Annotated in this window: 26 protein-coding genes; 4 read left to right on the forward strand and 22 right to left on the reverse strand. The window is 66.5% G+C overall.

What is annotated here, in order from left to right; genetic code table 11:
• Window positions 1–16: 16 nt before the first annotated feature.
• Window positions 17–1,180, forward strand: a complete 1,164-nt coding sequence (locus tag ACIQXM_RS00315) for a heparan-alpha-glucosaminide N-acetyltransferase domain-containing protein (protein WP_400925939.1) — start codon at window positions 17–19, stop codon at window positions 1,178–1,180.
• Window positions 1,181–1,275: 95 nt separating this feature from the next.
• On the opposite strand, the gene ACIQXM_RS00320 is transcribed toward ACIQXM_RS00315, so the two are convergent.
• The 9 genes from ACIQXM_RS00320 to modA form a co-directional block, all read right to left on the reverse strand.
• Window positions 1,276–1,737 (reverse strand): hypothetical protein, encoded by a 462-nt coding sequence (locus ACIQXM_RS00320; RefSeq protein WP_400925941.1) that lies wholly within the window; start codon window positions 1,735–1,737, stop codon window positions 1,276–1,278.
• Window positions 1,738–1,819: 82 nt separating this feature from the next.
• The gene (dapB, locus tag ACIQXM_RS00325) at window positions 1,820–2,587 is read right to left on the reverse strand and encodes a 4-hydroxy-tetrahydrodipicolinate reductase (RefSeq protein ID WP_400925944.1); all 768 of its coding nucleotides are present in this window, start codon (window positions 2,585–2,587) and stop codon (window positions 1,820–1,822) included.
• Between the two features lie 16 nt (window positions 2,588–2,603).
• On the reverse strand, window positions 2,604–3,095 hold the full coding sequence (locus ACIQXM_RS00330; RefSeq protein ID WP_400925947.1) for a molybdenum cofactor biosynthesis protein MoaE: 492 nt from the start codon (window positions 3,093–3,095) through the stop codon (window positions 2,604–2,606).
• Entirely contained in the window at window positions 3,085–3,606 is a 522-nt protein-coding gene (locus ACIQXM_RS00335) for a molybdenum cofactor biosynthesis protein B (protein WP_400925950.1), read from the reverse strand. The genes ACIQXM_RS00330 and ACIQXM_RS00335 overlap by 11 nt, the downstream gene beginning before the upstream one ends.
• Window positions 3,603–4,091, reverse strand: a complete 489-nt coding sequence (moaC, locus tag ACIQXM_RS00340; RefSeq protein WP_400925952.1) for a cyclic pyranopterin monophosphate synthase MoaC — start codon at window positions 4,089–4,091, stop codon at window positions 3,603–3,605. The genes ACIQXM_RS00335 and moaC overlap by 4 nt, the downstream gene beginning before the upstream one ends.
• A 77-nt stretch (window positions 4,092–4,168) precedes the next feature.
• A complete protein-coding gene (gene glp / locus ACIQXM_RS00345; RefSeq protein WP_400925954.1) occupies window positions 4,169–5,539 on the reverse strand; it encodes a gephyrin-like molybdotransferase Glp in 1,371 nt (456 codons plus the stop codon).
• Window positions 5,540–5,567: 28 nt separating this feature from the next.
• On the reverse strand, window positions 5,568–7,106 hold the full coding sequence (locus ACIQXM_RS00350; protein ID WP_400925956.1) for a molybdopterin-dependent oxidoreductase: 1,539 nt from the start codon (window positions 7,104–7,106) through the stop codon (window positions 5,568–5,570).
• 170 nt (window positions 7,107–7,276) lie between these two features.
• Window positions 7,277–8,077, reverse strand: coding sequence for a molybdate ABC transporter permease subunit (locus ACIQXM_RS00355; RefSeq protein ID WP_400925959.1), 801 nt, complete (start codon window positions 8,075–8,077; stop codon window positions 7,277–7,279).
• Window positions 8,078–8,168: 91 nt separating this feature from the next.
• Complete coding sequence (gene modA, locus ACIQXM_RS00360) at window positions 8,169–8,945, reverse strand: molybdate ABC transporter substrate-binding protein (RefSeq protein ID WP_400925961.1); 777 nt, start codon at window positions 8,943–8,945, stop codon at window positions 8,169–8,171.
• A 38-nt stretch (window positions 8,946–8,983) separates the two neighbouring features.
• Here modA and moaA point away from each other — a divergent pair, with 38 nt between their 5' ends.
• Window positions 8,984–10,186 (forward strand): GTP 3',8-cyclase MoaA, encoded by a 1,203-nt coding sequence (moaA, locus tag ACIQXM_RS00365; RefSeq protein WP_400925963.1) that lies wholly within the window; start codon window positions 8,984–8,986, stop codon window positions 10,184–10,186.
• A complete protein-coding gene (locus ACIQXM_RS00370; RefSeq protein ID WP_400925966.1) occupies window positions 10,187–10,480 on the forward strand; it encodes a MoaD/ThiS family protein in 294 nt (97 codons plus the stop codon).
• Between the two features lie 101 nt (window positions 10,481–10,581).
• Here the strand turns inward: ACIQXM_RS00370 and ACIQXM_RS00375 are convergent, their stop codons facing one another.
• From ACIQXM_RS00375 to truB, 8 genes are all read right to left on the reverse strand, one after another.
• Complete coding sequence (locus ACIQXM_RS00375) at window positions 10,582–11,979, reverse strand: M16 family metallopeptidase (protein WP_400925969.1); 1,398 nt, start codon at window positions 11,977–11,979, stop codon at window positions 10,582–10,584.
• On the reverse strand, window positions 11,980–14,205 hold the full coding sequence (locus tag ACIQXM_RS00380) for a polyribonucleotide nucleotidyltransferase (RefSeq protein WP_400925972.1): 2,226 nt from the start codon (window positions 14,203–14,205) through the stop codon (window positions 11,980–11,982).
• 315 nt (window positions 14,206–14,520) lie between these two features.
• Window positions 14,521–14,790 (reverse strand): 30S ribosomal protein S15, encoded by a 270-nt coding sequence (gene rpsO / locus ACIQXM_RS00385; RefSeq protein WP_104055387.1) that lies wholly within the window; start codon window positions 14,788–14,790, stop codon window positions 14,521–14,523.
• 134 nt (window positions 14,791–14,924) lie between these two features.
• Window positions 14,925–15,929 (reverse strand): bifunctional riboflavin kinase/FAD synthetase, encoded by a 1,005-nt coding sequence (locus tag ACIQXM_RS00390; protein ID WP_400925975.1) that lies wholly within the window; start codon window positions 15,927–15,929, stop codon window positions 14,925–14,927.
• Window positions 15,930–16,035: 106 nt separating this feature from the next.
• Complete coding sequence (locus ACIQXM_RS00395) at window positions 16,036–16,755, reverse strand: DUF4345 domain-containing protein (RefSeq protein WP_400925978.1); 720 nt, start codon at window positions 16,753–16,755, stop codon at window positions 16,036–16,038.
• A gap of 114 nt (window positions 16,756–16,869) precedes the next feature.
• Complete coding sequence (locus tag ACIQXM_RS00400) at window positions 16,870–17,328, reverse strand: hypothetical protein (protein WP_400925981.1); 459 nt, start codon at window positions 17,326–17,328, stop codon at window positions 16,870–16,872.
• Window positions 17,325–17,699 carry a hypothetical protein gene (locus ACIQXM_RS00405; RefSeq protein WP_400925984.1) on the reverse strand — a complete coding sequence of 125 codons (375 nt, stop codon included), beginning with the start codon at window positions 17,697–17,699 and terminating at the stop codon, window positions 17,325–17,327. Before ACIQXM_RS00405 ends, ACIQXM_RS00400 begins: the two co-directional genes overlap by 4 nt.
• Window positions 17,700–18,641, reverse strand: coding sequence for a tRNA pseudouridine(55) synthase TruB (gene truB / locus ACIQXM_RS00410; RefSeq protein ID WP_400925986.1), 942 nt, complete (start codon window positions 18,639–18,641; stop codon window positions 17,700–17,702).
• Between the two features lie 64 nt (window positions 18,642–18,705).
• On the opposite strand from truB, the gene ACIQXM_RS00415 reads away from it, so the two are divergent.
• Window positions 18,706–19,923, forward strand: coding sequence for a pyridoxal phosphate-dependent aminotransferase (locus tag ACIQXM_RS00415; RefSeq protein ID WP_400925989.1), 1,218 nt, complete (start codon window positions 18,706–18,708; stop codon window positions 19,921–19,923).
• Window positions 19,924–20,364: 441 nt separating this feature from the next.
• Here the strand turns inward: ACIQXM_RS00415 and rbfA are convergent, their stop codons facing one another.
• From rbfA to rimP, 5 genes are all read right to left on the reverse strand, one after another.
• Window positions 20,365–20,829, reverse strand: a complete 465-nt coding sequence (gene rbfA / locus ACIQXM_RS00420; RefSeq protein ID WP_400925992.1) for a 30S ribosome-binding factor RbfA — start codon at window positions 20,827–20,829, stop codon at window positions 20,365–20,367.
• 201 nt (window positions 20,830–21,030) lie between these two features.
• Window positions 21,031–23,973: a translation initiation factor IF-2 gene (gene infB, locus ACIQXM_RS00425; protein ID WP_400925995.1), complete on the reverse strand. Its 2,943-nt coding sequence runs from the start codon at window positions 23,971–23,973 to the stop codon at window positions 21,031–21,033.
• Window positions 23,974–24,102: 129 nt separating this feature from the next.
• Window positions 24,103–24,480 carry a YlxR family protein gene (locus ACIQXM_RS00430; RefSeq protein WP_400925998.1) on the reverse strand — a complete coding sequence of 126 codons (378 nt, stop codon included), beginning with the start codon at window positions 24,478–24,480 and terminating at the stop codon, window positions 24,103–24,105.
• 49 nt (window positions 24,481–24,529) lie between these two features.
• Window positions 24,530–25,501, reverse strand: coding sequence for a transcription termination factor NusA (gene nusA, locus ACIQXM_RS00435; RefSeq protein WP_400926000.1), 972 nt, complete (start codon window positions 25,499–25,501; stop codon window positions 24,530–24,532).
• Window positions 25,502–26,131, reverse strand: a complete 630-nt coding sequence (gene rimP, locus ACIQXM_RS00440; protein WP_400926003.1) for a ribosome maturation factor RimP — start codon at window positions 26,129–26,131, stop codon at window positions 25,502–25,504.
• Window positions 26,132–26,208 lie beyond the last annotated feature (77 nt).

Consider the following 26,208-nt stretch of genomic DNA (forward strand, 5'->3'; position numbering starts at 1 on the left):
GTGAGACGATCGGATCATGATCGGACGGCGGCTCACGGGCATTGACGCGGCCCGGGGCATAGCGCTTCTGGGCATGATGGCGACCCATATCTTTCCCTTGTACAACGAGCAGACGGGGATACCGTCCTGGACGGGGCTCGTGCTGTCCGGGCGCTCTTCGGCACTGTTCGCGGTGGTGGCCGGGATCGGCCTGGCACTGCTCACCGGAGGCAGCCAGCCCCGCTCCGGAAGCGCGCTGGCTGCAGACCGCCGGGGCATCGCCGTGCGGGCCCTCATTATTGCTCTGGTGGGGCTGACGCTGGGCGGGCTGGACACGTCAATCGCCATTATCCTGTTCCACTACGGCATCCTGTTCCTGCTGGCCCTGCCGTTTGCAGGCATGCGCGTGCCGAAGCTGGCCCTCTGGGCGGGCGGCTGGCTGCTGCTTTCCCCCGTGGCCGCCTATCTCATCCGGCCCTGGATCTATGAGCACGTCTCGCCGTCCACGCTGGACACCAACATCTCCTGGGATGCGTTCCTGCAGCCGGCCACCCTGGCCGCCGACGTCCTCTTTACCGGCTTTTACCCCGTCTTCCAGTGGCTGAGCTACCTGCTCATCGGCATGCTCATCGGCCGCCTGCGGCTGGGCGAGCTGCCCGTGCAGACGGGACTGGTGGCTGCCGGCATTACCGCTGCGGCGGGGGCAAAGTTCCTGAGCTACTACCTGCTGCTGGACAAGGGCGGCCTGGAGGCCATCCTGGCCACCAACTCCGGACGGATCTGGCCGGTGGAGCAGATGATGGAGGTCAATCTTGCCGGCGTGGAACAGACCGGTTCCTGGTGGTGGCTCGCGGTCAGCGGCCCCCACTCGGGCACCCCGCTGGACCTGCTGCACACAGCCGGTACGGCAGCCGCCGTCGTCGGGGTGTGCCTGCTGCTGACCCGGGCGCGGCCCAACCTGCTGCTGCCGCTGTCCGCAGCGGGAGCCATGACCCTGACCCTCTACAGCGTGCATGTGTGGATCATGAGCGTCACCGACGCCCTGCCCGTGCCGCCGGAGCCGGTCTGGCTTTTCTGGATCTCGGCGGTGGCGGCGGCTGCGATCGGCATCGCCTTTGCCAAACTCGGCTCACGCGGGCCGCTGGAACTGGTGACCCACGGAGCGTCGTCGCTGGCCCGCCACGGTTCCCTCACGAGATAGGCACCGTTCCCTCGCGAAATGGCAGTAGGTGTCCTTCCCAGCGCTGGGAAGGACACCTACTGCTATCTCGGGAGTGGGAGTGGGTGCGGGAGGGGCTATTTGAAGAGCCGGCCGGCGCGCCGCATCGCGTCGCGTGCCCGCTTGCGGTCCCCGGCGGCGTCGTAGGCGCAGGAGAGGCGGAACCAGGCGCGCCAGGAATCCGGCTGGGCCTCCACCTCGGCCTGGTACTGGGGGAACTCGGCATCGGCAGCCTCGCGGATGATCCGGCCGCCCGGGGTGCGCGGCAGGTTATCAACCGGAAGCCCGCCCTCGTCGGCCAGGATGTGTGCCATCTTCTCGGTCCGTCCGCCAAACTGCAGTTCCCGGATCAGCGCCCAGGCACCCACGATCGGAAGCACCAGATACGCCGCGCCCAGGGCCTTGGCGCTGAACTCATCGGCGGTCAGCAGCGTCCAGCCGCGCTGGAAGGAAATCACCAGGTAGAACACCAGCAGGAGGGTGACCAGCAGGACGCCGATCTTGGCTTTGTTCGTGAAAAGCCCGGTAAAAAAAGACAAGGTGTTCCTTTAGCAATCAGTGAGCCGCGGCATCAGTGCCGTGCAGTCGATGAGCCGTGCAGTCGTAGTGCCGTGCAGTCGTTTAGGAGTTCGGAGCGTTCAGGTTCAGGTAGCCGTCAAGGCCCACGGTGAGGCCGGGGTGGGCCGCCGCTTCCCGCACGCCCAGCAGGACGCCGGGCATGAAGGAGGCGCGGTCAAAGGAGTCATGGCGGATGGTCAGCTGCTCCCCCGCACCGCCGAAGAGCACCTCCTGATGGGCCACCAGGCCGCGCAGCCGCACGGAATGAACCCGGACACCGTCTATGTCCGCGCCGCGGGCACCGGGAACTTCCTTGGTGGTGGCGTCCGGAGAGGGGCCGACGCCGGCGTCGGCCCGGGCCTGCGCGATCATTCCCGCGGTGCGCACGGCGGTGCCGGACGGAGCGTCGATCTTGTCCGGGTGGTGCAGTTCAATGACTTCCACCGATTCGAAGTACCGGGCGGCTTGCGCAGCGAAGGCCGAGGCCAGGACAGAGCCGAGGGCAAAGTTGGGGGCGATCAGGACGGCGGTGCCGGGATGCTTTTGCAGCAGCGCCTCAAGCCGCTCCAGCCGGTCCGCGTCCCAGCCGGTGGTGCCTACGACGGCGTGCATGCCGTGTTCGACGGCGAACCGGACGTTGGCTTCGGTGCTGTCCGGAACGGTGAGGTCAATGACGTACTGAGCCCCGGCGGAGACCAGGGTGTCGAGGGAGTCCCCGCGGCCCAGGGCGGCCGCCAGGCGAAGATCGGGGGCCGCTTCAACGGCCTTGACGGCTTCGGATCCCATGCGCCCGCCGGCACCGAGGACTGCTACGGCTAGTTGCTCAGTCATACCCCCAGATTACCGGTCACAGCGGAGGGTCCTGAACATCGTCGGCCTCGCCGACTCCCACCCACTCCGTGGTTCCGTCCGAGAATCCCTGTTCCTTCCAGATGGGCACCCGTGCCTTGACGGTGTCCACCAGCTCCGAGCAGGCGGCGAAGGCCACCCCGCGGTGCGCCGAGGCGACGGCGGCCACCAGGGCTGCCTCCCCGATCTGCAGCGGGCCCGTGCGGTGCCCCACCCAGATCCGCACGCCGTCGTACTTGTCCGCAACGTCCGCCGCCACTGCGGCGAGGATTTCCTCCGCACTCGGATGGGCACTGTAGGACAGGGTGGCCACCCCGCGGCCGCCGTCGTGGTTGCGGACAATTCCACTAAAGCCCACCACCGCCCCGCACTCGGGGCTCCACGCGGCACCGTTGGCATGTTCGGCGTTCAGCGGCAGGTCCGAGACGGTGGCATTGATGACCTCCGACATGGCGTTGGCGCCTTCCGGCGCCGGAGTTTCAGTGCTCATTTCGTCCTTCCAGCTGTCCGCAGATATGTCCGATGACCGGTTCCAGCACCGCGAGTCCGTCCGCCACGGCCCCGGGTGAACCGGGCAGGTTCACGATGAATGTCCGTCCCGCGGTGCCGGCGTGGCCGCGGCTGATGGCCGCCATGGGTGTCTTGGTGCGCCCGTCCGCGCGCAGCGCCTCCATCACCCCGGGCACCTCCCGGTCCAGCAGCGGCAGGGTCTGTTCCGGCGTGAGGTCGTCGGGGCTTAGCCCGGTGCCGCCGCTGGTGAGGATTACGGCCGGTTCCAGCGCGAGCATGCGGCGCAGCGCTTCGCCCACGGCAACGCCGTCGGGCACCACCTCGGCGAGCACGACGTCGAAACCCAGTGCGTACAGCCAGTCCGCGGCCAGTGGACCGCATTCATCCTGGTATGCCCCGCGGGCGGCGCGGGTGGAAGCGATCAGGACGGCGGCGGTGCGGCGCGGCGGCTGGTGCGGCGGCTCGTGCCGGCTGCCCGGATGGGAACTCACAGCGTCCAGTCTCCGCTCTTGCCGCCGGATTTGGCGAGGACCCGGGTGTCCGTAATGGCGGCGTGCTTGTCCACGGCCTTGATCATGTCGTACAGCGTCAGCGCGGCCACGGACACGGCGGTCAGGGCTTCCATTTCGACGCCGGTGAGCGCTTTGGTCTTCACGGTGGCCCGGATGACGACGTCGGACTCTTCCGTTTCGAAATCCACCGTCACCTTGGTCAGGGGCAGCGGATGGCACAACGGAATCAGCGTGGAGGTTTGCTTGGCGCCCATGATCCCGGCGATGCGGGCCACGGCCAGGGCGTCGCCCTTGGGCAGACCGCCGTCGGAGATCAGCTTGAGGACCTCGGGCGTGGTGCGCAGCCGTGCCGTGGCTGTGGCTTCCCGCGCGGTCTCAGTTTTGGCGGACACATCCACCATATGGGCGGTGCCGTCGTCGCGGACATGGGTGAGCCCGAGCTGCTGCTCGTTGCTGCCGGCCATGGATAAATCCCTTCAAAGATGCGGGCGGACCCCGCAGGCAAATAAGTCTTTCGTCAACGCTTCGGAGCCCGGAAGAATTACCGGTCCAACAGCCATACTGTCACTTCCGTGCCGGCGGGAAAGGACTCCCGTCCGGCGGGCAGGTGCACCAGCGCGTTGGAGGCGGCCAGGGCATGGACCAGGTGCGAGCTCGGGCCGCCCACCAGTTCCACCTCTCCGGTGCCGCCGGGGACGGCCGGCGGCAGGTACCGTCCACGGCGGACCTGATGCTTGCCGGCGGGGCTGCGGGAATCCTCGCGCAGTACCGCCGACAGCTGCAGCCGCGGCCGGGGCAGGCCCGTTACGCTGCTCAGCGCCGGGCGCAGGAACATCTCAAAGGACACCACGCAGCTGACCGGATTGCCGGGAAAGGCAAGGAAGGGAATGCCGGCAACCCGGCCGATTCCCTGCGGGCCGCCGGGCTGCATGGCGACGGACAGGAAGTGCACGTCTTCCGCCTCCAGGCCCTGCTTCACCACTTCGTAGGCGCCTTTGCTGATGCCGCCGGAGGTAATGACCAGATCGGGCTGCCCGGCGGCGAGGTCGGCGTGCAGCCGGTCCCTCAACTCCTGCGGCGAGTCGGCCAGCACCCGGGTGAGCTGCACCTGCGCTCCGGCTTCCTCCAGCAGCGAGCGCAGCAAGGTGGTGTTGGCGTCGTGGATTTGGCCCGGCTGCAGCGGGTGTCCCGGTGCCACCACCTCGTCTCCGGTGGTCAGCAGCAGCACCCGGGGGCGGGCACGTACGGTAACGCGGTCCAGTCCCAGTGCCGCCAGCAGTCCCAGCTGCCCGGGCCCCAGGACCGTCCCGCCGTTCAGCGCGGGCTCGCCGGCCCTGATGTCGCTGCCGGCGCCGCGCACATACTGCCCGGCGGGCACACCGGAGGGAAGCCGGACGGCGGGCGGGGACGCAGCTCCTGCGGGAGGTGTGCTTTCCGGCGCCGGAAACGAATCCGGTACCGCCTGCTCGATGGGGACGACGGCGTCCGCACCGGGCGGGAGCATGGCACCGGTCATGATCGGGGCAGCTGTGCCGCGGGCCAGGGCGGGCGGTTCGGAACCGGCGGGAATGGGCGCCGCGACGGCCAGTTCCACGAGTGCGGCAGAGTCCCCTGTCCCATTGCCGGCCGCAGCCAGGTCTGCCGAATGCACGGCATACCCGTCCATTTGGGAATTCGCGAACGGCGGCAGGCTCCCGGGCGCCGCAACGTCGGCAGCGAGAATCCGTCCGCGGGCGCTGATGAGGTCCGTGTCCTCGGTGCCCTGGGGGCGCTCGCGGAAACCGGCCGCCAGCAGGTTCCGCACGGCGTCCCGGTGCTCAGCCACGCTGCGCGGCGGCCGCGGCGAACGTGCCGGGCGGCAGCCGGACGCATCGCCGGACTCATTGGCGGGCTCAGTATGGGGAGTGGACACCGGATTCCTTTGCTGGCGGGAACAGTTCCTAGCGGACCTTCACCCGAATTGTATGCAGCCCGGTGGCGCCGTCGGGAACCACCGGCCGTTCCGTTTCATCCTGCTCGGTGCCGTTGGCGTCGATGGCGCGCACGGTAACCTCGTGCTCCCCCGGTTCAAGGTCAAGCTGGGCGGACCACTGCACCCAGGTGTCCGCCGAAATCGAAGAGGCCAGGTCCGCGTCCTGCCAGTCGCCGCCGTCGACCCTTACCTGCACTCCCCTGATACCGGTGTGCTGCGCCCAGGCCATCCCTGCCACGGTGACAGGTCCGGCGTCCGCCGCGGCGCCGCGCGAAGGCGTGTCGATGCGGGAAGAGAGCTTGACGGGACCGCGTTCAGTCCAGCCGCGCTGTGTCCAGTAGGCCACCTCATCTGCAAAACGGGTGACCTTGAGCTCGGTGACCCATTTGGTGGCCGAGACGTAGCCGTACAGTCCCGGGACCACCAGACGGACCGGGAAACCGTGCTCCAGGGGAAGCGGCGCCCCGTTCATGCCCACGGCCAGGAGGGCGTCACGGTTGTCCGTCAGGGCCTCCAGCGGCGTGGAAGCCGTCCACCCGTCCTTACTGGTGGACAGCACCATGTCAGCGCCGGGTTGGACACCGGCGGCGGCCAGCAGGTTGCGCACCGGCCAGCCCAGCCACTTGGCGTTGCCGATCAGGCTCCCGCCCACCTCGTTCGAGACGCACGCGAGGGTGACGTAGCTTTCCTGCAGCGGCTTGGCCAGCAGCTCTGCAAAACTGATCTCCACCTCACGGTCCACCAGGCCGGTGACCTTGAGGGTCCATTCATCGGGGTTTACCAGCGGCACGCTCAGGGCGGTGTCAATGCGGTAGAAGTCGGCTGCCGGAGTCAGCACCGGATCCAGCCCGGCAATTCCCAGTTCCGCCCCCGCGGGGATGGGCGCTGCCGGGGTGACGGCGGCCGGCAGGGCCACGCCGTCGCGCAGGGCCACCGTATTGACCTGACCCGCACGTGAACCGCCGGCCAGGGCGCCGGACACCACACCCACCGCTGCTCCCCCGCCAAGGGTCATGAGCACGTCGCGGCGCCGGGCGCCGGCCTCTTCGGGGCGCGAATCCCGCCAGCGCCCAAGGCGGGCGGTCAGCGCCCGCAGCACCAGGATTCCCACCGCGCCGGCCAGCAGCGGCGGCAGCAGGGACAGCGCGCTTACCTGCGCCCGGGTCAGCACGGCAACCAGGCCGGCTGCACCGAACAAGCCGATGACGACGGCGCCGGCCGGCGGACGCCGCAGCTGCAGAACGCCGGCCGCCGCCCCGCTCAAAGCGATGATCGCGGCCATGGCCACCAGGAACGCTGCCTTGTCGGCGGTTCCAAACAGGCCGATGGCCCAGTCCTTCACCGGTCCCGGCATGGCATCGATGACTACGGAGCCCACGGCTGTGACCGGGGAAAGCGACGGGCTCAGCAGCGCTGCTGAAAGCTCCCCCGCAGCCACGGCCAGGCCAACGGCCACAAGGCCCCCGGCGGCAGCCCACAGGGAGAATTTAGGGCTCGTGCGTGTCATGCCGCTCTCTTCCAATTAATGGTGACGGTACTGGTGAAACCCGTGCAGCTCTGTTATAGGTGCTGCTCTGTTCTACCGGTACTGGCTGGACGAATCCTGATAACGGAAGCCGGAACCCGGTGCTGACGTGCCGGGCCGGCCCGGGACGTCAGGATGTCCAACGCCGGCGGTCAGCGGGGCAGCAGCAGCGCCACTCCAAAACGGGCCACCGCCAGCAGCACCAGGTACAAGGAGATCAGGATGAGGCAGATGCCCAGCGCAATTTCGGGCTGGTTGGAGTTGAGGCTCAGTTCAATCTGCAGCGGGAGGGTCCGGGTGCGCCCCTCGATGCTGCCGGCAAACGTGATGGTGGCGCCGTATTCGCCCAGCGACCGGGCGAAGGCCAGCAGTGCGCCCACAATGATGCCCGGCAGAGCCAGCGGAACCGTGATGTACCGCAGGATGGCGGTGGGTCCGGCCCCGGAGGTGGCGGCTGCCATCTCCAGGTCATGGTCCACTGCCCGCAGGCTGCTCAGGGACGCCACCACAAAGAACGGCAGCGAGACAAAGACCTGGACAATCAGCACCGCGGCCGGTGAATACCCGACCCCGAGGCCCGCGGATTCCAGCACCCTCCCGGCCAGGCCCTGCCGTCCCCAGAAGTACAGCAGGGCAATTCCGGACACCACGGGCGAGAGCACGAGCGGTATCAGCAGGATGCCGCGCAGCAGCTGCATCCACGGGCCTGCCAGCTTGCTGAACAGCACGGCCAGCGGAAGGCCCAGCACCACGCAGATGAGCGTTGAACCCACGGATGTGGCCAGGGACAGTCCCAGAGCGGTGCGCGCTTCGGAGGCTGTCAGCAGCGAACCCAGGGACGTCCAGGGCACATTCAGCAGCAGGGCGGCCACTGGTCCCGCACAGAACAGCAGAGCCAGGGACGCGGGCACCCACAGCCAGGCCGGGGTGGTGGCGCGCGCACCGCGGTTCACAGCGGAACCCTGTTCCGCCGTCGTGCGCCTGTTCCGGGCGGCACCGCTGCTGCCGCCGCTGCCCGCGTCACGTTTCGGATCACTGGTCCGGTCACTGTCCGGGAGGCCGGAAGCCTGCCTCCCGGAAGATCCGGGCGGCGTCCTCCCCTGTAAGCCACTCGTAGAATCGGACAGCTGCCTCATGGTCTGCTCCCTCCGCGGTCAGTGCCGCGGGGTACTGGTTGGGGTCTGGATCGCTCACTTCAAGATATGTCACTCCTGGATTCGCAGCAGACAGTGCATCGGTTTGGTACACCAGCCCGGCATCGGCCTGTCCCGTAGCCACCTTGGTCAAGACCGACCGGACGCTGTCCTCCCGGCTTTCCCCGGACAGCGCCACCCCGGCGGAATCCAGCACGCGCCCGGCAGCCCGGCCGCACGGGACCGAATCAGCACACACCGCTGCCTGCACTCCGGGCGAAGCCAGGTCAGCCAGCGACGCTACCTGCCCGGGGTTGCCCGGTGCCAGCGCGAGCACCGTCACATTCCCGGCAACCACGTGCTCGGCGGCAATCAAACCGTCACCGCGGGCCGCGTCCAGGGACTCCATATCCGCGGTGATGACGACGTCGGCCGGAGCGCCTGCCAAAAGCTGTCCGGAGAGCTGCGCGCTGGAGCCCAGGTTGATGCGCAGCCGGCCGCCGCCGTCGTAGGCTTCATTCAGGGTTCCGATCACATCCGTGAGCGAGGCGGCTGCGAAGACCGTAATGTCGGACGTCGGCGGGTCCTCGGACCCGGCTCCGGGTCCGGGCGCCGAACAGCCGGCGGCCACCGCCAGCAGGGCGGCGGAGAGAGCCAGGGCTCTGCTGCTTCGACAGATAAAACGCATTGATAGAGCCTAACCGTGAAAGGGCGTAACCTCGACCCATGGGTATCCAGCTGGGAATGCCGTCCATTGGTGCGCCGCTGAACGCGGCGGACTCCGCCGTGTCCGCTTCCGCAGGCTGCGGGGTTTCCGCCGCAGCCGATGCGGGAGCAGCACCTGCCAGCTCCCCCGGGGCGGTGGTTTCGGGCTCCGCTGCTGCGGCCGGGATCCGTGCCGCTGACGGGCTGCTGGACCGTTACGGCCGACGTGCCACGGACATGCGCTTGTCCCTTACCGATAAATGCAACCTGCGCTGCACCTACTGCATGCCCGCCGAAGGGCTGGACTGGCTGGCAAAGGACAAGGTGCTGTCCGCGGCCGAGATCATCCGGCTGGTGCGGATCGGTGTGGAGATGCTGGGCGTGCGGGAGCTGCGGCTAACCGGCGGCGAGCCGCTGGTGCGTGCCGATCTGGTGGACATCATCGCCGGCATCCGGAGCAACCACCCCGAGCTTCCCATCTCCCTGACCACCAACGGCCTGGGGCTGGACAAAAAAGCACAGGCGCTCAAGGACGCCGGCCTGACGCGCATCAACGTGTCACTGGACACCCTGCATCCGGACACCTTTGCACAGCTGACCCGCCGTCCGTTCCTGACCCGGGTTCTGGCCGGCGTGGAGGAAGCGGCACGGGTGGGGCTGGGACTGATCAAAATCAACGCCGTCCTCATGCGCGGCATCAACGACGCCGACTCCCCCGAGCTGCTCGAATGGGCGGTCAGCCACGGTTTTGAACTGCGCTTCATTGAGCAGATGCCCCTGGATGCGGACCACGGGTGGACCCGGGACGGAATGATCACCGCCGCGGAAATCCGCGGCCGGATGGAGCGGGACTTTATCCTCACCCCGGATCCGCGGCAACGCGACGGCGCCCCGGCTGAACGCTGGGAAGTCCGGCGCCGCAGCGCCCCTGACGTCCTTGCCGGCACTGTGGGCATCATTGCCTCGGTGACAGAGCCGTTCTGCGCGGACTGCCGCCGGACCCGGATCACCGCGGAGGGCAGGGTGCGGAGCTGCCTGTTCTCGCACGAGGAAACGGATCTGCTGGAGCTGCTCCGGTCTCCCGAGACCGGCGACGCCGCAGTTGCGGAACGCTGGCAGGACGCCATGTGGGGCAAACCCAAGGCACACGGAATGGACCATACAGGCCTGGGCGACGCTGACTATGTGCAGCCGGACCGGACCATGAGCGCGATAGGCGGCTAAGTGCTGATTCGATACTTTGGGGCAGCCAAGGCTGCCTCCGGCGCGGAAGAGGAAACCCTTCCGCAGGCGGGGCCGGGAGGGGCCGGAGACTCCGTTCCCGGCGGAATGACGCTGGACGGGCTGCTGGAGTTCCTGTCCGCCCGCCATGTCAGCGCTCCCGAGGGCACTCCTCCGCTCAAGAGCGTGATTTCCCGCAGCACCTTCCTGGTCAACGGGTATGCCGCACGGGACCGTTCCCTGGTGCTGTCCGCCGGAGACACCGTGGACATCCTGCCGCCCTTCGCCGGCGGATAACAGCGGAACAGCCGGCCACCGGCCACCGGCCACGCGAGATAGCAGAAAGTGCGCTTCCCAAGGCTGGGAAGCGCACTTTCTGCTATCTCGCGGGGGGAAGGCTAGAAGCCCAGTTCTTCCTTCGACGTGAAGGGGCCCACCACGGTGATGGTGCGCGGGGCGGCAGCGAGTTCAGCGGCCAGCGCCTGCACCTGCTCCGCGGTGACGGCGCCGATGCGGGCGAGGGACTCGTCAATGTCGATGAACTCTCCGCTGACCAGCTCGGCCCGGCCGAGACGGGACATGCGGGAGCTGGAGTCCTCCAGCGCCATAACCATGCCGCCGGCAATCTGGCCGCGGGCCTTCTTCAGCTCCGCCTCATCCACTCCGTCCGCTGCCAGGCGTTCCAGCTCGCTGCCCATCAGGTCGATGACCTGGCGGGTCTTGGCGGGCGAGCAGCCTGCATACATGCCGAAGTAGCCGGCATCGGCGTAGGACGCGGAGAAGGAGTAGGTGGAGTACACCAGGCCGCGCTTTTCGCGGATTTCCTGGAACAGGCGCGAGGACATGCCGCCGCCCAGGATGGTGTTCAGGACGCTCATGGCAAAGCGGCGGTCATCGGTGGCCGTCAGGGACGGGCACCCCATGACCACGTTTGCCTGTTCCACGGGCCGGTTGATGACCTGTACGCCGGCGGTGCCGGAGATGACGGCAGGCTCAGTGTTGCGCCGGGCCGCCGGAGCAGCGTCCTCGGACAGGTCCCAGCCCGCCTTCTTCAGGGCGTCCAGCACCATGGCGCAGACGTCGTCGTGCTCCAGGCCGCCTGCTGCGGTGACCACCAGCTCCGAGGGGCGGTAGTAGCGCCGGTAGTGATCCAGCACGGCTTCGCGCGGAACACTCTTGATGGCTTCGGGGGTGCCGCCTATGGGCCGGCCCAGGGCATGGTCGCCCAGCACGGCTTCGGCGAACTTTTCGTGGCACAGGTCTGCGGGGTCATCGGCATCCATGGCAATTTCTTCCAGGATGACGTCGCGTTCCTGTTCCAGTTCCTCCGGGTCAAGGACCGCGGAGGTGATCATGTCCGTGATGACGTCAATGGCCATCGGCAGATCACTGTCCAGCACCCGGGCGTAGTAGCAGGTGCTTTCCTTGGCCGTGGCCGCATTGGACTCCCCGCCGACCTCGTCAAAGGCCAGGGCGATATCCAGGGCGGAACGGCGCGTGGTGCCCTTGAACAGCAGGTGTTCAAGGAAGTGGGTTGAGCCGTGCCGGCCCGCGGCTTCATCCCGCGAGCCGACACCAACCCAAAAACCGATGGTGGCGCTCCGCTGGCCCGGCATGGCTTCGGTCAGCACGCGGACCCCGCCCGGAAGGACGGAACGGCGGACGACGGCGCCTCCCGGAGTGCCCGTCACCAGGGACGGTTCGCCGGGAAGAGTGGTCAGCGGAAGGCGGACAACCGTCCCGGATGCCGGAGCATGTCCGGCATCGGGACGGTTTCCATCAGTAATATGCGGCATTTACTCTGCAGACTCGGCTTCCGCTGCTTCTGCGCCTTCGGCGTCGTCAGCAACCACCGGAGACAGGGAAAGCTTTCCGCGGTCATCGATCTTGGTGATTTCCACCTGGATCTTCTGGCCGACGGAGACAACCTCGTCAACGTTGTCCACGCGCTTGCCGCCGGCGAGCTTGCGCAGCTCGGAGATGTGCAGCAGGCCGTCCTTGCCCGGGGTCAGGGAAACGAAGGCACCGAACGTGGTGGTCTTCACAACCGTACCGAGGTAACGCTCGCCGATCTCAGGGACCTGCGGGTTGGCGATCGCGTTGACCGCCGCACGGGCAGCCTCGGCGGATTCGCCGTTGGTTGCGCCGATGAGGACCGTGCCGTCATCTTCAATGGAGATGTCAGCGCCGGTGTCCTCCTGGATCTGGTTGATCATCTTGCCCTTCGGGCCGATGACCTCGCCGATCTTGTCCACGGGGATCTTCACCGAGATGATGCGCGGGGCGTACTCGGAGAGCTCGTCCGGGGTATCGATCGCAGCGTCCATGACACCGAGGATGTGCAGGCGGGCTTCGCGGGCCTGCTTCAGTGCTGCTGCCAGCACGGAAGCCGGAATGCCGTCGAGCTTCGTGTCCAGCTGGATGGCCGTGACGAACTCGGAGGTACCGGCAACCTTGAAGTCCATGTCGCCGAAAGCATCTTCGGCGCCGAGGATGTCGGTCAGGGCGGCGTAGCGGGTTTCGCCGTCAACCTGGTCGGAGACCAGGCCCATGGCGATACCGGCAACCGGGGCGCGCAGCGGAACACCGGCGTTGAGCATGGACAGCGTCGAGGCGCAGACCGAACCCATGGAGGTGGAACCGTTGGAGCTCAGGGCTTCGGAGACCTGGCGGATGGCGTAGGGGAATTCCTCACGCGTCGGCAGCACCGGCATAAGCGCACGCTCTGCCAGGGCACCGTGGCCGATTTCGCGGCGCTTGGGCGAACCCACGCGGCCGGTTTCACCGGTGGAGTACGGCGGGAAGTTGTAGTTGTGCATGTAGCGCTTGCGCGTTACCGGCGACAGCGAGTCAATCTGCTGTTCCATCTTGAGCATGTTCAGCGTGGTGACACCAAGGATCTGGGTTTCGCCGCGCTCGAAGATGGCTGAACCGTGCACGCGGGGCAGGACCTCAACCTCGGCGGTCAGCTGGCGGATGTCCGTCAGGCCGCGGCCGTCGATGCGGACCTGGTCCTTCAGGATGCGCTGGCGCACAACCTGCTTGGTGACGGAGCGGAAGGCTGCGGAGATTTCCTTCTCGCGGCCCTCGAACTGCTCGGAGAGCGAAGCCACAACTTCGTCCTTGAGCTCGTCGGCGGCAATGTCGCGCTCCTGCTTGTCAGCAATGGAGAAGACCGTGGCCAGCTTGTCAGCGGCTGCGGCTTCCACGGCTTCGTAGACATCGTCCTGGTAATCCAGGAAGATCGGGAACTCGACGGTGGGCTTGGCGGCACGGGCAGCCAGGTCCGACTGCGCTTCGCACAGAACCTTGATGAACGGCTTGGCAGCTTCCAGGCCCTCGGCAACAACCTCTTCGGTCGGGGCGGTGGCGCCCTCTTCCTTGATGAGGTTCCAGGCGGCGTCGGTGGCTTCGGCTTCCACCATCATGATGGCGACGTCGTCACCGGCGATGCGGCCGGCAACCACCATGGAGAACACGGCGCGATCCAGTTCGGAGTGCTTCGGGAAGGCAACCCACTGGTCGTCGATCAGGGCAACGCGGACGCCGCCGATCGGACCGGAGAACGGCAGGCCGCTCAGCTGGGTGGACATGGAGGAAGCGTTGATCGCAACGACGTCGTACAGCACGTCGGGGTTGATCGCCAGGACGGTGACCACAATCTGGACCTCGTTGCGCAGGCCCTTCACGAAGGCGGGGCGCAGCGGGCGGTCCATCAGGCGGCAGGCCAGGATGGCTTCGGTGGACGGGCGGCCTTCGCGGCGGAAGAACGAGCCCGGGATGCGGCCGGCGGCGTACATCCGCTCTTCGACATCCACGGTCAGCGGGAAGAAGTCAAAGCCTTCACGCGGGGACTTGCCGGCGGACGTAGCCGACAGCAGGACGGTGTCATCGTCGATGTAAACAGTGGCTGCGCCTGCAGCCTGCTGGGCCAGACGGCCGGTTTCGAAGCGGATGACGCGCTGGCCGTATTTGCCGTTGTCAATGACGGCTTCTGAGAACTGAATTTCGGGACCCTCCATAGAGAGTCACCTCCGTTTCCTTGTTGGCGGAGGCATCCAGCACCGTCCCAATAAACGCGTTCGCCGCTGGTAAGCGGTTCGGTTCAACACCCGGTCTTCGATCGAGGTCCACGGGCAGAAACTCCCGGAGACCACTACCGAGGACCGCGAATGCTGCGATGCTGGCTGACTCCTGTTGATGTGTGCTGTAGTGCTTGGTTACTGCAGTAGTGCCTGGATCATTCGAGGGCAGGTGCGCTTCCGGTCAGGCCGGTGTCCATGTCTGCCTGAAAAAGGGCGGCACCCACGAAACGCAGGGGCCGCCCTCTCCAAAGACTACTTACGCAGGCCGAGGCGCTCGATGAGCGCACGGTAGCGGGTGATGTCCGTATCCTTGAGGTACGAAAGCATACGACGACGGCGACCAACCATGGCCATCAGGCCGCGGCGGGTGTGGTGGTCGTGCTTGTGCGTCTTCAGGTGTTCAGTCAAGTCGAGGATGCGGCGCGAAAGCACTGCAACCTGAACCTCGGGCGAACCGGTGTCGCCTTCGGCCCGAGCGTATTCCTTGATGATTTCCTGCTTGACTACGGGATCAAGTGCCAATGTAACTCTCCTAGAGTTGTGCCGTGAGGCCCGAGTCAGCACTGCGCTGCCGGGGATCTTGGTGCCTTAGGATAAGTCCTGAAAGACACAAAGAAATTCAGCCGCCACGGACCGCAGCCGAATTTGATAACAGTTTACCTGTCCCCGCTGCTATCTGTCGAAAGCACATCCCTGGTGCGCGCCACGTCAAGGCGCATCTGCTCAATCAGGGCCTCCGGTCCGGTGTACGCCACCATGCCGCGGAGCCGTTCCACGAATTCCACCACCACATGCTGTCCGTACAGATCAAAATCGGTGATCTTCTCGTTCGGCCGGTCAATCACGTGGGCTTCCACCTGCCGGCTGACACCGTCAAAGGTGGGATTGGATCCAACGGAGATGGCGGCGGGCCAGCGGATGCCGGCTTCGTCGACCAGCCAGCCGGCATAAATTCCGTCCGCAGGGATCAGCCCGCTGGCTTCGGGGGCCAGGTTTGCGGTGGGAAAACCGAGCTCGCGCCCCCGGGCAGCGCCGTGGATGACCTCTCCGCGCATGCGGTGCGTTCGGCCCAGCAGCCGGGCGGCGGTGCGTACGTCGCCGCTGCGCAGCGCTTCGCGGATCCAGGTGGAGGAGCAGCGGCGTCCTTCGGACGCTGCTGACCCCTCGGCGCCGGTCCCCTGCGGCAGGGCACCGAAATCCTCGACTGCCTGGACCTCAAAGCCGAGCTTGTCGCCCAGCTCGCGCATTGTCTGCAGGTCCCCGGCGTTGCCGCGCCCGAAGCGCACATCATGTCCGATGACCACCGCCCGGACGTGGAGTCCGTCCACGAATACCGAGCGGACAAATTCTTCAGCGGTCATGGACGCCAGCTGCAGGTCGTAGTGCATCATCAGCAGCCCGTCCAGGCCGGTGGCGGCCAGTGCCTCGCGCCGGTCCACTGCTCCCATGATGAGCTCCGGGGCCGCCTCGGGGCGGTGCACCTGGGCCGGATGGGGATCGAAGGAAATCGCCACAGCGGCGGCGTCCTTTTCGCGGGCCACCTTCACCAGCCGGTCCAGCACGTGCTGGTGGCCCACGTGAACGCCGTCGAAGTTGCCCAGCGTGACTACTGTCGGACCAATGCCGGCAGGAACCTCTGCCAGGCCATTCCAGTAGTGCACACAAGCTCCTTATGACGGGCGTTCCGGGGTCGCGGCAAAGCCGCGGAAGATTCGGCCGGAGCAGCGCATGGCTGCACCGGACCTATCCATTATGGCCGAAAAAGGTTCAGCCCTGCGTACCGCCGGCGGAAGCGGTCCCCTGCGGGCCGGATGCACCCTCGCTGTACTCCCGCTTCAGTTCGCTCGTCTTGGCGATGAAACGGTGCCAGACCAGCAGGGCCGGCGGGAACGCCAGTTCCAGGATCATGAGGATGATCATCGTGTAGTGCGGGGTGCCGCTGAAGGCCCAGGACAGCACCCGCCCAATGCCTCCCAGGAAGACCATGAGGCAGACCAGCCACAGCATGTTGGCCCACTGGAACTTCACGGCAATGGCGATGAAGGCCGCTCCGACACCCACCATCATGGCCGAGAAGAAGCGGAACTGGGATTCCAGCGAGGCGTTGACTTCTCCTCCGCCGGTGTCCGCTACCCCCGCCGTTCCGGTGGTCAGGTAGTAGATGCCGACGCCGGCGATGAGGACGCCCACTCCAATGACGACGGCGCGGAAGACACCCCAGTCATCGCTGCTCTTGTAGGGCTTGTTCCGGGCCTTGGTCCGCGGCTTGCCGCCGGTGCCTGTTGCGGTGGTCCCGGACGGCTTGCCTGCAGGGGGAACCTGCAGCCGCTCGGTGGGGCGGGGCTCCTGGCTGGCCCCGGGAACATGCGGTTTCCGACCCCCGGCAACAGGCTGCTGGCCGGAAGACTGGGCGGCTGCACCCTGGGCGGGCTGCCCGGGGCCGGTTCCGCTTTGGCGGTCACTGGGTGTGGAAGCCGAGTTGCTCATTTTTCCCCCTGGAGGAATGGAAAACGTGCGGATGTGATGCATTCTTCTGCCATCGTCTCACGCATCAGGCATCCCGGCGGCCAGGGCGCCGCGGGTTGATTTAGGCGGGTTGGCTCAGCTGCGGGCCGACGCGTCCGCCCGGTGCCGGTAGAGCCACCACAGGCCGAGCACGGGAAGGATCAGCGGGACGTAGCCGTAGCCGGCTCCAAACCCTGACCAGACGGTGTCATCGGGCAGTGCGGCAGGGTCCACCAGCCCGAAGATGCCCACGGCCAGCACACCGGCCATTTCAATGCCGACGGCGGCAACTGACACCCGGTAGGACGACGCCCCGGACTTGGACAGTCCCACAGTGGCAACGATGTAGACCACGGCAGCCAGAGCAGAGAGCAGGTACGCCAGCGGCGCCTGGTCAAACTTGGTGGCTATCTGGAACACGGCGCGGGCGGTTGAGGACAGCGCAAAAACGGCGTAGACCGCCACCAGCAGGCGGCCCGCTCCGGTGTTGCGGGCTGCAGGCCGCGCCGCGTCCCGGCCGGAGGCGGCACCGTGTTCGGACTTATTTCCATTCATGCGAGGGGGGCTCCATCCCAGATCTGTTCCATCCGGAACAGCATGACAAATACCGTGATGCCCACGGCACCAAGGACGAGGTTGCTCCAGCGGCTGCGGTCCATGAGGGACCACCACGTTGCGCCGATCGGAACGATGAGGGCAGTGAAAAGGTAGCCCCAGAACTCCCAGACTTCTCCGGCGACCCCTTCGCCGCCAACCTGGCGGATAACGGCAGCCACACCGTAGACAATGAGGAAGAGCTCCACGGCCGCCACGGAAAGAATGGTGAGGTCATTGGGTCCGTGCTTCAGGATGGCTGCACCGAAACACAGCACCACCGACACAAGGCAGACGACGGCACCCACGATGAACAGGGGATCGACTACCACTTACGCCGCCTCGTTTCCCGGGGCGAAGACCAGCAGGGCCTTGGCATAAGCGGCAGGGAAGGCCGCTCCGGCCTGCCCCCTGTTCTCCAGCAGTCCCACCAGGGTGCCGCTGGGAGCGAAGGCGGCAACCGGGGTCGCGGCGTCGACGCCGGCAATGTCCGACGGCGGGATGCGGCGGCCGTGGGAAAGGTCCGCTGCTTCCGCGTCAGTGAGTTCACGGACCGGGAACAGGGCCCGGGCGGCGTCGTCGAGCTCCAGGACCGTAAGGTCCGCTGCCAGCTGTTCCAGCGTGGCAGCCTGCTCCAGGCCGTACGGGCCCACGCAGGTGCGGCGCAGAGCGGTCAGGTGGCCGCCAACGCCCAGGGCAGCTCCCAGGTCACGTGCCAGCGCACGGATGTAGGTGCCGGAAGAGCAGTCAACGGTGACGTCGACGTCGCGCAGTTTCCCGCCGTGTTCACGGCGGATATCGTGCACCTCGAAGCGGGAAACCGTCACCGGACGGGAGGGCAGGTTGACCTCTCCCCCGGCCCGCACGCGGGCGTAGGAGCGCTCGCCGTTGACCTTGATGGCGCTGACGCTGCTGGGGACCTGCTGGATGTCGCCGGTCAAATCGGCGACGGCTGCCATGATGTCCTCATCGGTGACCGCAGCCGCAATGGTCTCGGCCGTGATCTCGCCTTCGGCATCATCGGTGACCGTTGACTGGCCCAGCCGGATGGTGGCTTCATAGGTTTTGGAGGTGCCCACAATGTAGGTCAGCAGCCGGGTGGCCTTGTTGATGCCCACCACCAGCACTCCGGTGGCCATGGGATCCAATGTCCCTGCATGCCCCACTTTTCGGGTTCCCGCTAGTTTCCGCAGGCGGCCAACCACATCGTGGCTGGTCCATCCCTGCGGCTTGTCCACAATAATCAGCCCTGAACGGACCTGCCCGGAATTCACGCCTTTCAGTATATGCGGCCCCGGCTTGAGCTTCCTGACGCCGCGGTGGCGATACGATGCACAGATGCCTGAGCTCTCACCCCACATCCGGAATGCGTCCGCCAACCAGATCCGGGAAATCACCCAGTCTGCCTGGGCGCAGCCGAATTCGATTGTGCTCAGCATTGGCGAACCGGGCTTCCCCACACCCCCGCACATCCTCGAAGCCGCCGCTGCAACGCTGGGCCGGGACGAGACCGGTTACACCCCCAACGCCGGCATCATGCCGCTGCGCGCAGCCTTCGCGGAGCGCGCCGGCCGGCAGAACAGCGTTCAGATTGCCCCGGGCCGGGCCTTTGTCACGTCCGGCGCCCAGCAGGGCCTGCACCTGGCCATGAGCATGCTGCTGGACGCAGGAGATGAAATCCTCATTCCGAATCCCGGCTACCCCACCTTCGCCATGACGGCCCGGCTGCTGCACGCGGCGCCGGTGGAGTATCCGCTGTACCCCGAACACGATTTCCAGCCGCGCATCGAGGACATCGAGGCGCTGATTACCCCGCGGACCCGCGTCCTGCTGCTGAACTCCCCGTCCAATCCGCTGGGCGCCGTCTTCAGCGCAGACCTCGTGGCGGACCTGGTCCAGCTGGCCCGCCGACGCGACCTGTGGATCATTTCGGACGAGTGTTACGAGGCGTTCACTTACGACGTGCCCCACGTCAGTCCGCTGGCGTACGACGGCGCCGGGGCGGGTTCCGATGAGCCGGCCGACGGCGGGGAACGCGTCATTGTGTCCGTGACGCTTTCCAAAACCTACGGCCTGACCGGCCTGCGGATCGGCGCCCTGATCACTCCGGCCGGCCTCGAAACGCAGATGAGCACCGTCATGGAGTCGATCGTGTCCTGCGTTGCCTCGCCGTCGCAGTACGCTGCTCTGGCCGCCCTGACCGGCCCGCAGGACTACGTCAGCGAAGCCGCCGAGCACTACCGGGCCAACCGTGACGCCGCCGCTGCCGTTCTGGACGCCAAGGGAATTCCCTATCTGAAGGCCCAGGGCGCGTTCTATCTCTGGGCAGACGTCTCCCACGCATCGGAGGGCGACGTCCGCGCCTGGGCGCGGAAGTTCCTCGCCGGGCAGGGAGTTGCCGTGGCTCCGGGCACTGCCTTCGGCTCCATCGGCGAAGGATGGATCCGGATCGCCCTGTGTGGATCCCGCGAGGAGCTGGTGACCGGGCTGGGACGGCTTCCGGACCGCGCCGGCCCCGCTGCCCCTTCCGATCTCATCGCTCCCTCGGCGAGGTAGTTGCCGCACGTTTGCCCTTCCCGTGCCGCGGAGTGACTCGGGCTGTCCCCGCTGCCCCGGCTGTCCCGAGTGTAGAGACAATGCCGCTTCCGAAGCCCCAAAACGCCATCGTCGCGTCAGTGGATGCGGCATAAGGGCACGACCTCGACAGTCGGCCCCCCGTCAGGCCCGTGCGATCCTTCGTGCAGATCACGGGGAATGGCGCGATTTGTAGTGCAGCTAAGGGGCTTATTCGTCTCCAAAACGTGCCTTTGAGCCCGGGTGCTGCGCTATGGATTCCACGAACCGCCAAATGAGCCCGGAACCTGCACGAAGGATCCGGGCCTCCCGTGGAGCCGCCGAGTGAACCAGTTCCACCGGCCGGGCAGAGGCCAGGGGGCACAGCAAAGAGGACGGCTCCCCCGCGGGGAAACCGTCCTCTGTATCTGATCTGCGAAAAGGCTACTTGGCGTCGGAGCCGGCCTGAGTTTCCTCGTCGTCTTCGAAGTCCTCGTCCTTGCGGTACGGGTCGGCGTCGCCGGCATAGGTGGCGCCCTTCTTGAGGGCCTCCAGCTCTGCATCGCGGGCCTTGGCGGCACGGATCAGTTCCTCAAGGTGGCTGGCGTTCACGGGAATCTCGTCAGGGACGAATTCCAGTGTGGGCGTCAGGCGCACCGTGATGTTCTTGCCGACCTCGGCGCGCAGGATTCCGCGGGCGGACTCCAGTGCTGCCCTGGTGTCGGCCTGCTGCGCTTCATCGCCGAAAACTGTGTAATACAGCGTGGCGTGCTGCAGGTCATTGGTGACGCGGGCGTCAGTGAGGGTCACAAACCCCAGCCGGGGATCCTTGATCCGCCGTTCCAGCGCCTGGGCAACTACAACCTTGATTCGGTCAGCGAGCTTTGCAGCGCGTGCTGGATCTGCCATTACCTCTCCTTAACTAAGTTTTGTGGTTCGCAGCACGACGACGGCGCAGGCCGGTCAGTCGTGTGCGTGATGTGTCGGCGCGGGCAGGACCGGAGCAATCCGGAAGCCGGGCCGACCTCGGCGAGGGCCAGCCGCACCATGGCTGCTGGCCCTTCCGCCGGGGCAGGGCCGCCGGAATACCGGCGGCCCCGCAAGGTACTGCTAGACGCGCGGCTTCTCCCGCATTTCGAAGGTTTCGATGATGTCGCCTTCCTTGACGTCGTTGAACGAGCCCAGACCGATACCACACTCGAAGTCCGTGCGGACCTCGGTGGCGTCGTCCTTGAACCGCTTGAGCGAGTCAACGGTGAGGTTCTCGCCGATAACCTTGCCGTCGCGGGTGACCCGTGCCTTGGCGTTGCGCCGGATAACACCGGAGCGGACGATCGAGCCGGCAATGTTTCCGAACTTGGAGGAACGGAAGACTTCGCGGACCTCGGCGGTGCCGAGCTGGACCTCTTCGTACTCAGGCTTGAGCATGCCCTTGAGTGCAAGCTCAATGTCATCAATTGCTGCGTAGATGACGGAGTAGAAGCGCATGTCCACGCCTTCGCGCTCTGCCAGGTCGGCAACGCGCTCGGCAGGCTTGACGTTGAAGCCAATGATGACTGCGTTGTCCACAGTCGCCAGGTTGACGTCGTTCTGCGTGATGGCACCGACGCCGCGGTGGATGACGCGCAGCTGCACGCCTTCGCCAACGTCGATCTTGAGCAGCGAGTCTTCCAGGGCTTCCACGGCACCGGAAACGTCACCCTTGAGGATGAGGTTGAGGGTGTCGACCTTGCCGTCGGCCACAGCCTGATCGAAGTCTTCGAGGCTGATGCGCTTGCGGCGCTTGGCCAGGGCGGCGTTGCGGTCCGCTGCTTCACGCTTTTCAGCGATCTGGCGGGCGGTGCGCTCGTCGTCGGTCACGAAGAACGTGTCACCGGCGCGGGGAACGTTGGACAGACCCAGCACCTGCACCGGACGGGAAGGCCCGGCTTCGGTGACATTCTCGCCGTTCTCGTCGAACATGGCACGGACGCGGCCGTGGGCCGTTCCCGCCACGATCGTGTCGCCGACCTTCAGCGTTCCGGACTGGACCAGGACGGTGGCAACTGCACCGCGGCCCTTGTCCAGGTTCGCTTCGATGGCGATACCGCGGGCGTCCTTGTTCGGGTTGGCGCGCATGTCCAGAGCAGCGTCTGCGGTAAGCAGCACGGCCTCGAGCAGGGCGTCAATGTTGAGGTTCTGGCGGGCAGAGACCTCTACGAACATGGTGTCGCCACCGTATTCTTCGGGAACCAGGCCGTATTCGGTCAGCTGGCCGCGGACCTTCTCCGGGTTGGCGCCTTCCTTGTCGATCTTGTTCACTGCGACCACGATCGGCACATCTGCTGCCTGGGCGTGGTTCAGCGCTTCAATCGTCTGCGGCATGACGCCGTCGTCGGCTGCGACAACCAGGACGGCGATGTCGGTCACCTTGGCACCACGTGCACGCATGGCGGTGAACGCCTCGTGGCCCGGGGTGTCAATGAAGGTGATCGGACGGGTAGTGCCCTCGTGATCGAACTGGATCTGGTAGGCACCGATGTGCTGGGTGATGCCGCCGGCTTCACCTTCAACCACCTTGGTGTTGCGGATGGCATCCAGCAGGCGCGTCTTACCGTGGTCAACGTGACCCATGATGGTGACTACCGGAGGACGTGCCTCGAGGTCTTCGTCGCCTTCTGCTTCCAGCTCGGCATCGAAGTCGATGTCGAAGGTGCTCAGCAGTTCGCGCTCTTCGTCTTCCGGCGAGACAACCTGGATCTTGTAACCCAGTTCCGAACCCAGGACGCCGAACGTCTCTTCGTCCAGGGACTGAGTGGCCGTTGCCATTTCACCGAGGTGGAACAGTACGGTCACCAGTGCTGCCGGGTTTGCCTCAATCTTGTCGGCAAAGTCCGTAATGGACGCACCGCGGCGCAGCCGGACAACAGTGTTGCCGTCGCCGCGGGGCACCGAAACGCCGCCCAGCGACGGAGCTGACATCTGCTCCAGTTCCTGCCGCTTTGCCCGCTTCGACTTGCGCTGCTTGCCGCGTCCTGCGCCGCCCTTGCCGAAAGCACCGGCAGTGCCGCCGCGTCCGCGGCCGCCCTTGCCGAAGCCGCCGCCAACGGGTGCGCCGCCGCCTGCACCGGGAGCTCCGCCCGGAGCGCCGCCCGGTCCCCTGCGGGGTCCGCCGCCTGCTCCGCCGCGTGCCGGGGCTGCCGGACGCTCAGTGCGGTTGGGCATCATGCCCGGAGTCGGACGGGGACCGCCGGGACCGGCGGGACGTGCCGAGGCCGGACGCGGGGCGCCCGGACGGGGTGCACCGGGACGCGGAGCGCCCGGACGCGGGCCGCCCGAACCTGCTGCCGGACGGGGACCGCCGGCGCCGGCTGCTGCCGGACGCTCGGTGTTCTCGTCACGGCGGCCCGGACGGGGCATTCCCTGGGACGGAGCAAACGGGTTGTTGCCCGGACGCGGTGCGCCGGTTCCCCGGTCGTTCTCGCCGCGGCCGCGGGGTCGCGGCATGCCCTGCGAAGGAGCGAACGGGTTGTTGCCCGGACGTGCCGCTGGACGCGGTGCACCCGGACGGGGAGCATTGCTGCGGGTGCCGGTTTCGGCGGCAGGAGCAGTCTTTTCGGCCTCGGGGGCCTTGGGAGCCGGACGGGCACCGGGCTTGGCGCCCGGAGTCGGAGCAGCGGCAGGCTTCTGCGCAGCGGGGGCCGGAGCCTCCGAAGCCGGAGCTGCCGGGGCGGGTGCCGCCGGTGCCGGAGCAGCTGAAGCTGCCGGAGCCGGTGCTGCCGGAGCGGGAGCGGCCGGAGCCGGAGCCGATGCGGCGGGGGTGGGTGCCGCCGGTGCCGGAGCAGCGGGTGCTGCCGACGGGCGGGGGCCCGGGGTGCCTGCGGATGCCGCGGGCTTGGAATCGGACTTCGATTCGGACGCCGGGAAAGCGCCGCGAAGTTTCTTGACTACGGGTGCCTCAATTGTTGATGAAGCGGAACGGACGAATTCGCCCAGTTCCTGCAGTTTTGCAACTGCATCCTTCGAGGTGATGCCGAGCTCTTTGGCGAGCTCGTGTACGCGGACCTTGGCCACATTTCTCCTGTCTCGGTCCGCACCGAGCCAGGTACGAACCGTCTATTTCCTGCGGGCTTCCACTGCAGTCGCAGCAAAGCCCATCACAGAGCACAAAGTACTCATCGCTGGGTACTCATCGGGTTTCCATCAGATTGCTGACCCGCTTCCAGGTTGGACGGTTTCGAGCCCGCTCCCGGTCGGAGCGTACTCAAGAGCCTTGAACCAAGCTTCCGCGTCCGCGGTGTCCACCGGTCCCCGAAAGGCCCGGTTGAACGCGCGTCGCCGAAGCGCTGCTGCAAAGCATGCTGTCCCGCGGTGCACCCAGGCGCCGCGGCCAGACATGCGGCGGTTTTCGTCAACACGGACGGCAGTTTTGCCTTCCCGGTTCACGGCCACCAGCCGCATCAGTACAGCCTGGTCATCCGTTTTCCTGCACCCGATGCACGTCCTCTGCGGGACATGCGCTGCAGCGCCTGAGGCTGCAGGGGACAAAAAGAAAGCGGACGGTGACCCGGCCTTGTCCATTCTAACGCGTTTCTCTCCGTGTGCCGCATCCACGCGCCAACCTGCTTGCTTAGGCGTTCTTCGCGTCGGAAACGATGTCGATGCGCCACCCGGTCAGCTTGGCCGCCAGGCGCGCGTTCTGCCCTTCCTTGCCGATTGCCAGCGAGAGCTGGTAGTCGGGAACCACGACCTGCGCGGAGCGGGTTTCCTCGTCCGTGATGGTCACGGAGTTGACGCGCGACGGCGACAGGGAGTTGGCAATGAACGTTGCCGGATCCTCACTGAAGTCCACGATGTCGATCTTTTCGTCGTGGAGTTCAGTCATGACCGCACGGACACGCGAACCCATTTCGCCGATGCAGGCGCCCTTGGCATTGATGCCCGGAACGTTGCCCTTGACGGCGATCTTGGTGCGGTGGCCGGCTTCGCGGGCCAGGGCCACAATCTCCACGCTGCCGTCCGCAATTTCAGGAACCTCCAGCTCAAAGAGCTTGCGCACCAGGCCCGGGTGGGACCGGGAAAGCGTAATGGACGGGCCCTTGAAGCCGCGGCGCACATCAACCACGAAGGCGCGCAGCCGGGAGCCGTGGGTGTACTTCTCGCCCGGAACCTGCTCGGTGGGGGGCAGCAGCGCCTCCACGGCACCCAGGTTCACCTGGATCATGTGCGGGTTGTTGCCCTGCTGGATCTGTCCGGAGACGATTTCGCCCTCGCGGCCCTTGAACTCCCCCACGATGGCGTCGTCTTCGACGTCGCGCAGCCGCTGCAGGATGATCTGCCGGGCAGTGCTTGCTGCGATGCGGCCAAAACCGGTGGGGGTGTCGTCAAACTCGCCCACGGGCTCGCCGTCGTCGTCCACTTCCGTGGCCCAGATCGTGACGTGGCCATTCTTGCGGTCCAGTTCGGCGCGGGCTTTGTCCTGCGCACCGGACGTCTTGTGGTAAGCCACCAAAAGCGCCTGCTCAATGGTCGGAATCAACAGATCCAGGGGGATCTCCCGTTCGCGTTCCAGCAGCCTCAGCGCACTCATATCAATATCCATTTAGGCCTCCTCAGCTGTGGTTTCTTCATCGCTGTCGGCAGGGCCGTCCAGCGGTACGTCGTCAATATGCGCGAATTCGACTTCGACGCGTCCTTTGCGGATGTTGCTGAACGGCACAGTGGCCTGCGCGCCCTGCTTGGGCTTCATGCCCTTTTTCACCGGCAGTTCCGGTATCAGGGTGATGCCGTTCTCTTCCACGGAGACCAAACGGCCCGTGATGTCGTCGCCGGCCACCAGGTTTACCCGGATCATGCGTCCCACGTTGCGCCGCCAATGGCGCGGTTCCGTCAGGGGACGCGACACACCGGGAGAGGAAACCTCCAAGTTGTACGCGCGCCCGTCGTCATTGGGATCGGCATCCATGGCCTCCGAAACAGCGTGCGCAACGTCGGAGATCCGGTCCAGGCTGACGCCTCCGGCCTCTCCCTCGGGCAGGTCCACTATGATGTGCACGGTGCGGGTGGCACCGGCCATTTTGATCTCGATGTCCTCGAGGAAAAGCTGCTGCTGTTCAACCGTGGGAGCAAGGAAGTTCTTGAGGCGCTGGGTTTCAGCGGTGATTTCTGCGTGCATGGCCTTCTTGCGGTAATCCGATGACGTGTCTTTTTTGGGGCTGGGCCGAACCGCCATAGGTGCCTCCCACTAGATGATGTTGTACCTACTAGCGTACCGACATTCCTGAGTCCCTACGGCATCGCCGCTGATGG

Origin of the sequence: Arthrobacter sp. NPDC097144 (assembly GCF_044762205.1) — a bacterium.
Classification (GTDB): Bacteria; Actinomycetota; Actinomycetes; order Actinomycetales; family Micrococcaceae; genus Arthrobacter_B.

Coding starts and splice junctions, on each gene's coding strand:
- ACIQXM_RS00375 (WP_400925969.1), bottom strand. CDS start 11,979: ATGCCGCATATTACTGATGGAAACCGTCCCGATGCCGGACATGCTCCG.
- ACIQXM_RS00395 (WP_400925978.1), bottom strand. CDS start 16,755: ATGAGCAACTCGGCTTCCACACCCAGTGACCGCCAAAGCGGAACCGGC.
- modA (WP_400925961.1), bottom strand. CDS start 8,945: ATGCGTTTTATCTGTCGAAGCAGCAGAGCCCTGGCTCTCTCCGCCGCC.
- nusA (WP_400926000.1), bottom strand. CDS start 25,501: ATGGATATTGATATGAGTGCGCTGAGGCTGCTGGAACGCGAACGGGAG.
- ACIQXM_RS00330 (WP_400925947.1), bottom strand. CDS start 3,095: ATGAGCACTGAAACTCCGGCGCCGGAAGGCGCCAACGCCATGTCGGAG.
- ACIQXM_RS00415 (WP_400925989.1), top strand. CDS start 18,706: ATGCCTGAGCTCTCACCCCACATCCGGAATGCGTCCGCCAACCAGATC.
- rbfA (WP_400925992.1), bottom strand. CDS start 20,829: ATGGCAGATCCAGCACGCGCTGCAAAGCTCGCTGACCGAATCAAGGTT.
- ACIQXM_RS00350 (WP_400925956.1), bottom strand. CDS start 7,106: ATGACACGCACGAGCCCTAAATTCTCCCTGTGGGCTGCCGCCGGGGGC.
- ACIQXM_RS00315 (WP_400925939.1), top strand. CDS start 17: ATGATCGGACGGCGGCTCACGGGCATTGACGCGGCCCGGGGCATAGCG.
- rimP (WP_400926003.1), bottom strand. CDS start 26,131: ATGGCGGTTCGGCCCAGCCCCAAAAAAGACACGTCATCGGATTACCGC.
- ACIQXM_RS00430 (WP_400925998.1), bottom strand. CDS start 24,480: ATGGACAAGGCCGGGTCACCGTCCGCTTTCTTTTTGTCCCCTGCAGCC.
- ACIQXM_RS00380 (WP_400925972.1), bottom strand. CDS start 14,205: ATGGAGGGTCCCGAAATTCAGTTCTCAGAAGCCGTCATTGACAACGGC.
- moaC (WP_400925952.1), bottom strand. CDS start 4,091: ATGGCCGGCAGCAACGAGCAGCAGCTCGGGCTCACCCATGTCCGCGAC.
- moaA (WP_400925963.1), top strand. CDS start 8,984: ATGGGTATCCAGCTGGGAATGCCGTCCATTGGTGCGCCGCTGAACGCG.
- dapB (WP_400925944.1), bottom strand. CDS start 2,587: ATGACTGAGCAACTAGCCGTAGCAGTCCTCGGTGCCGGCGGGCGCATG.
- ACIQXM_RS00400 (WP_400925981.1), bottom strand. CDS start 17,328: ATGAATGGAAATAAGTCCGAACACGGTGCCGCCTCCGGCCGGGACGCG.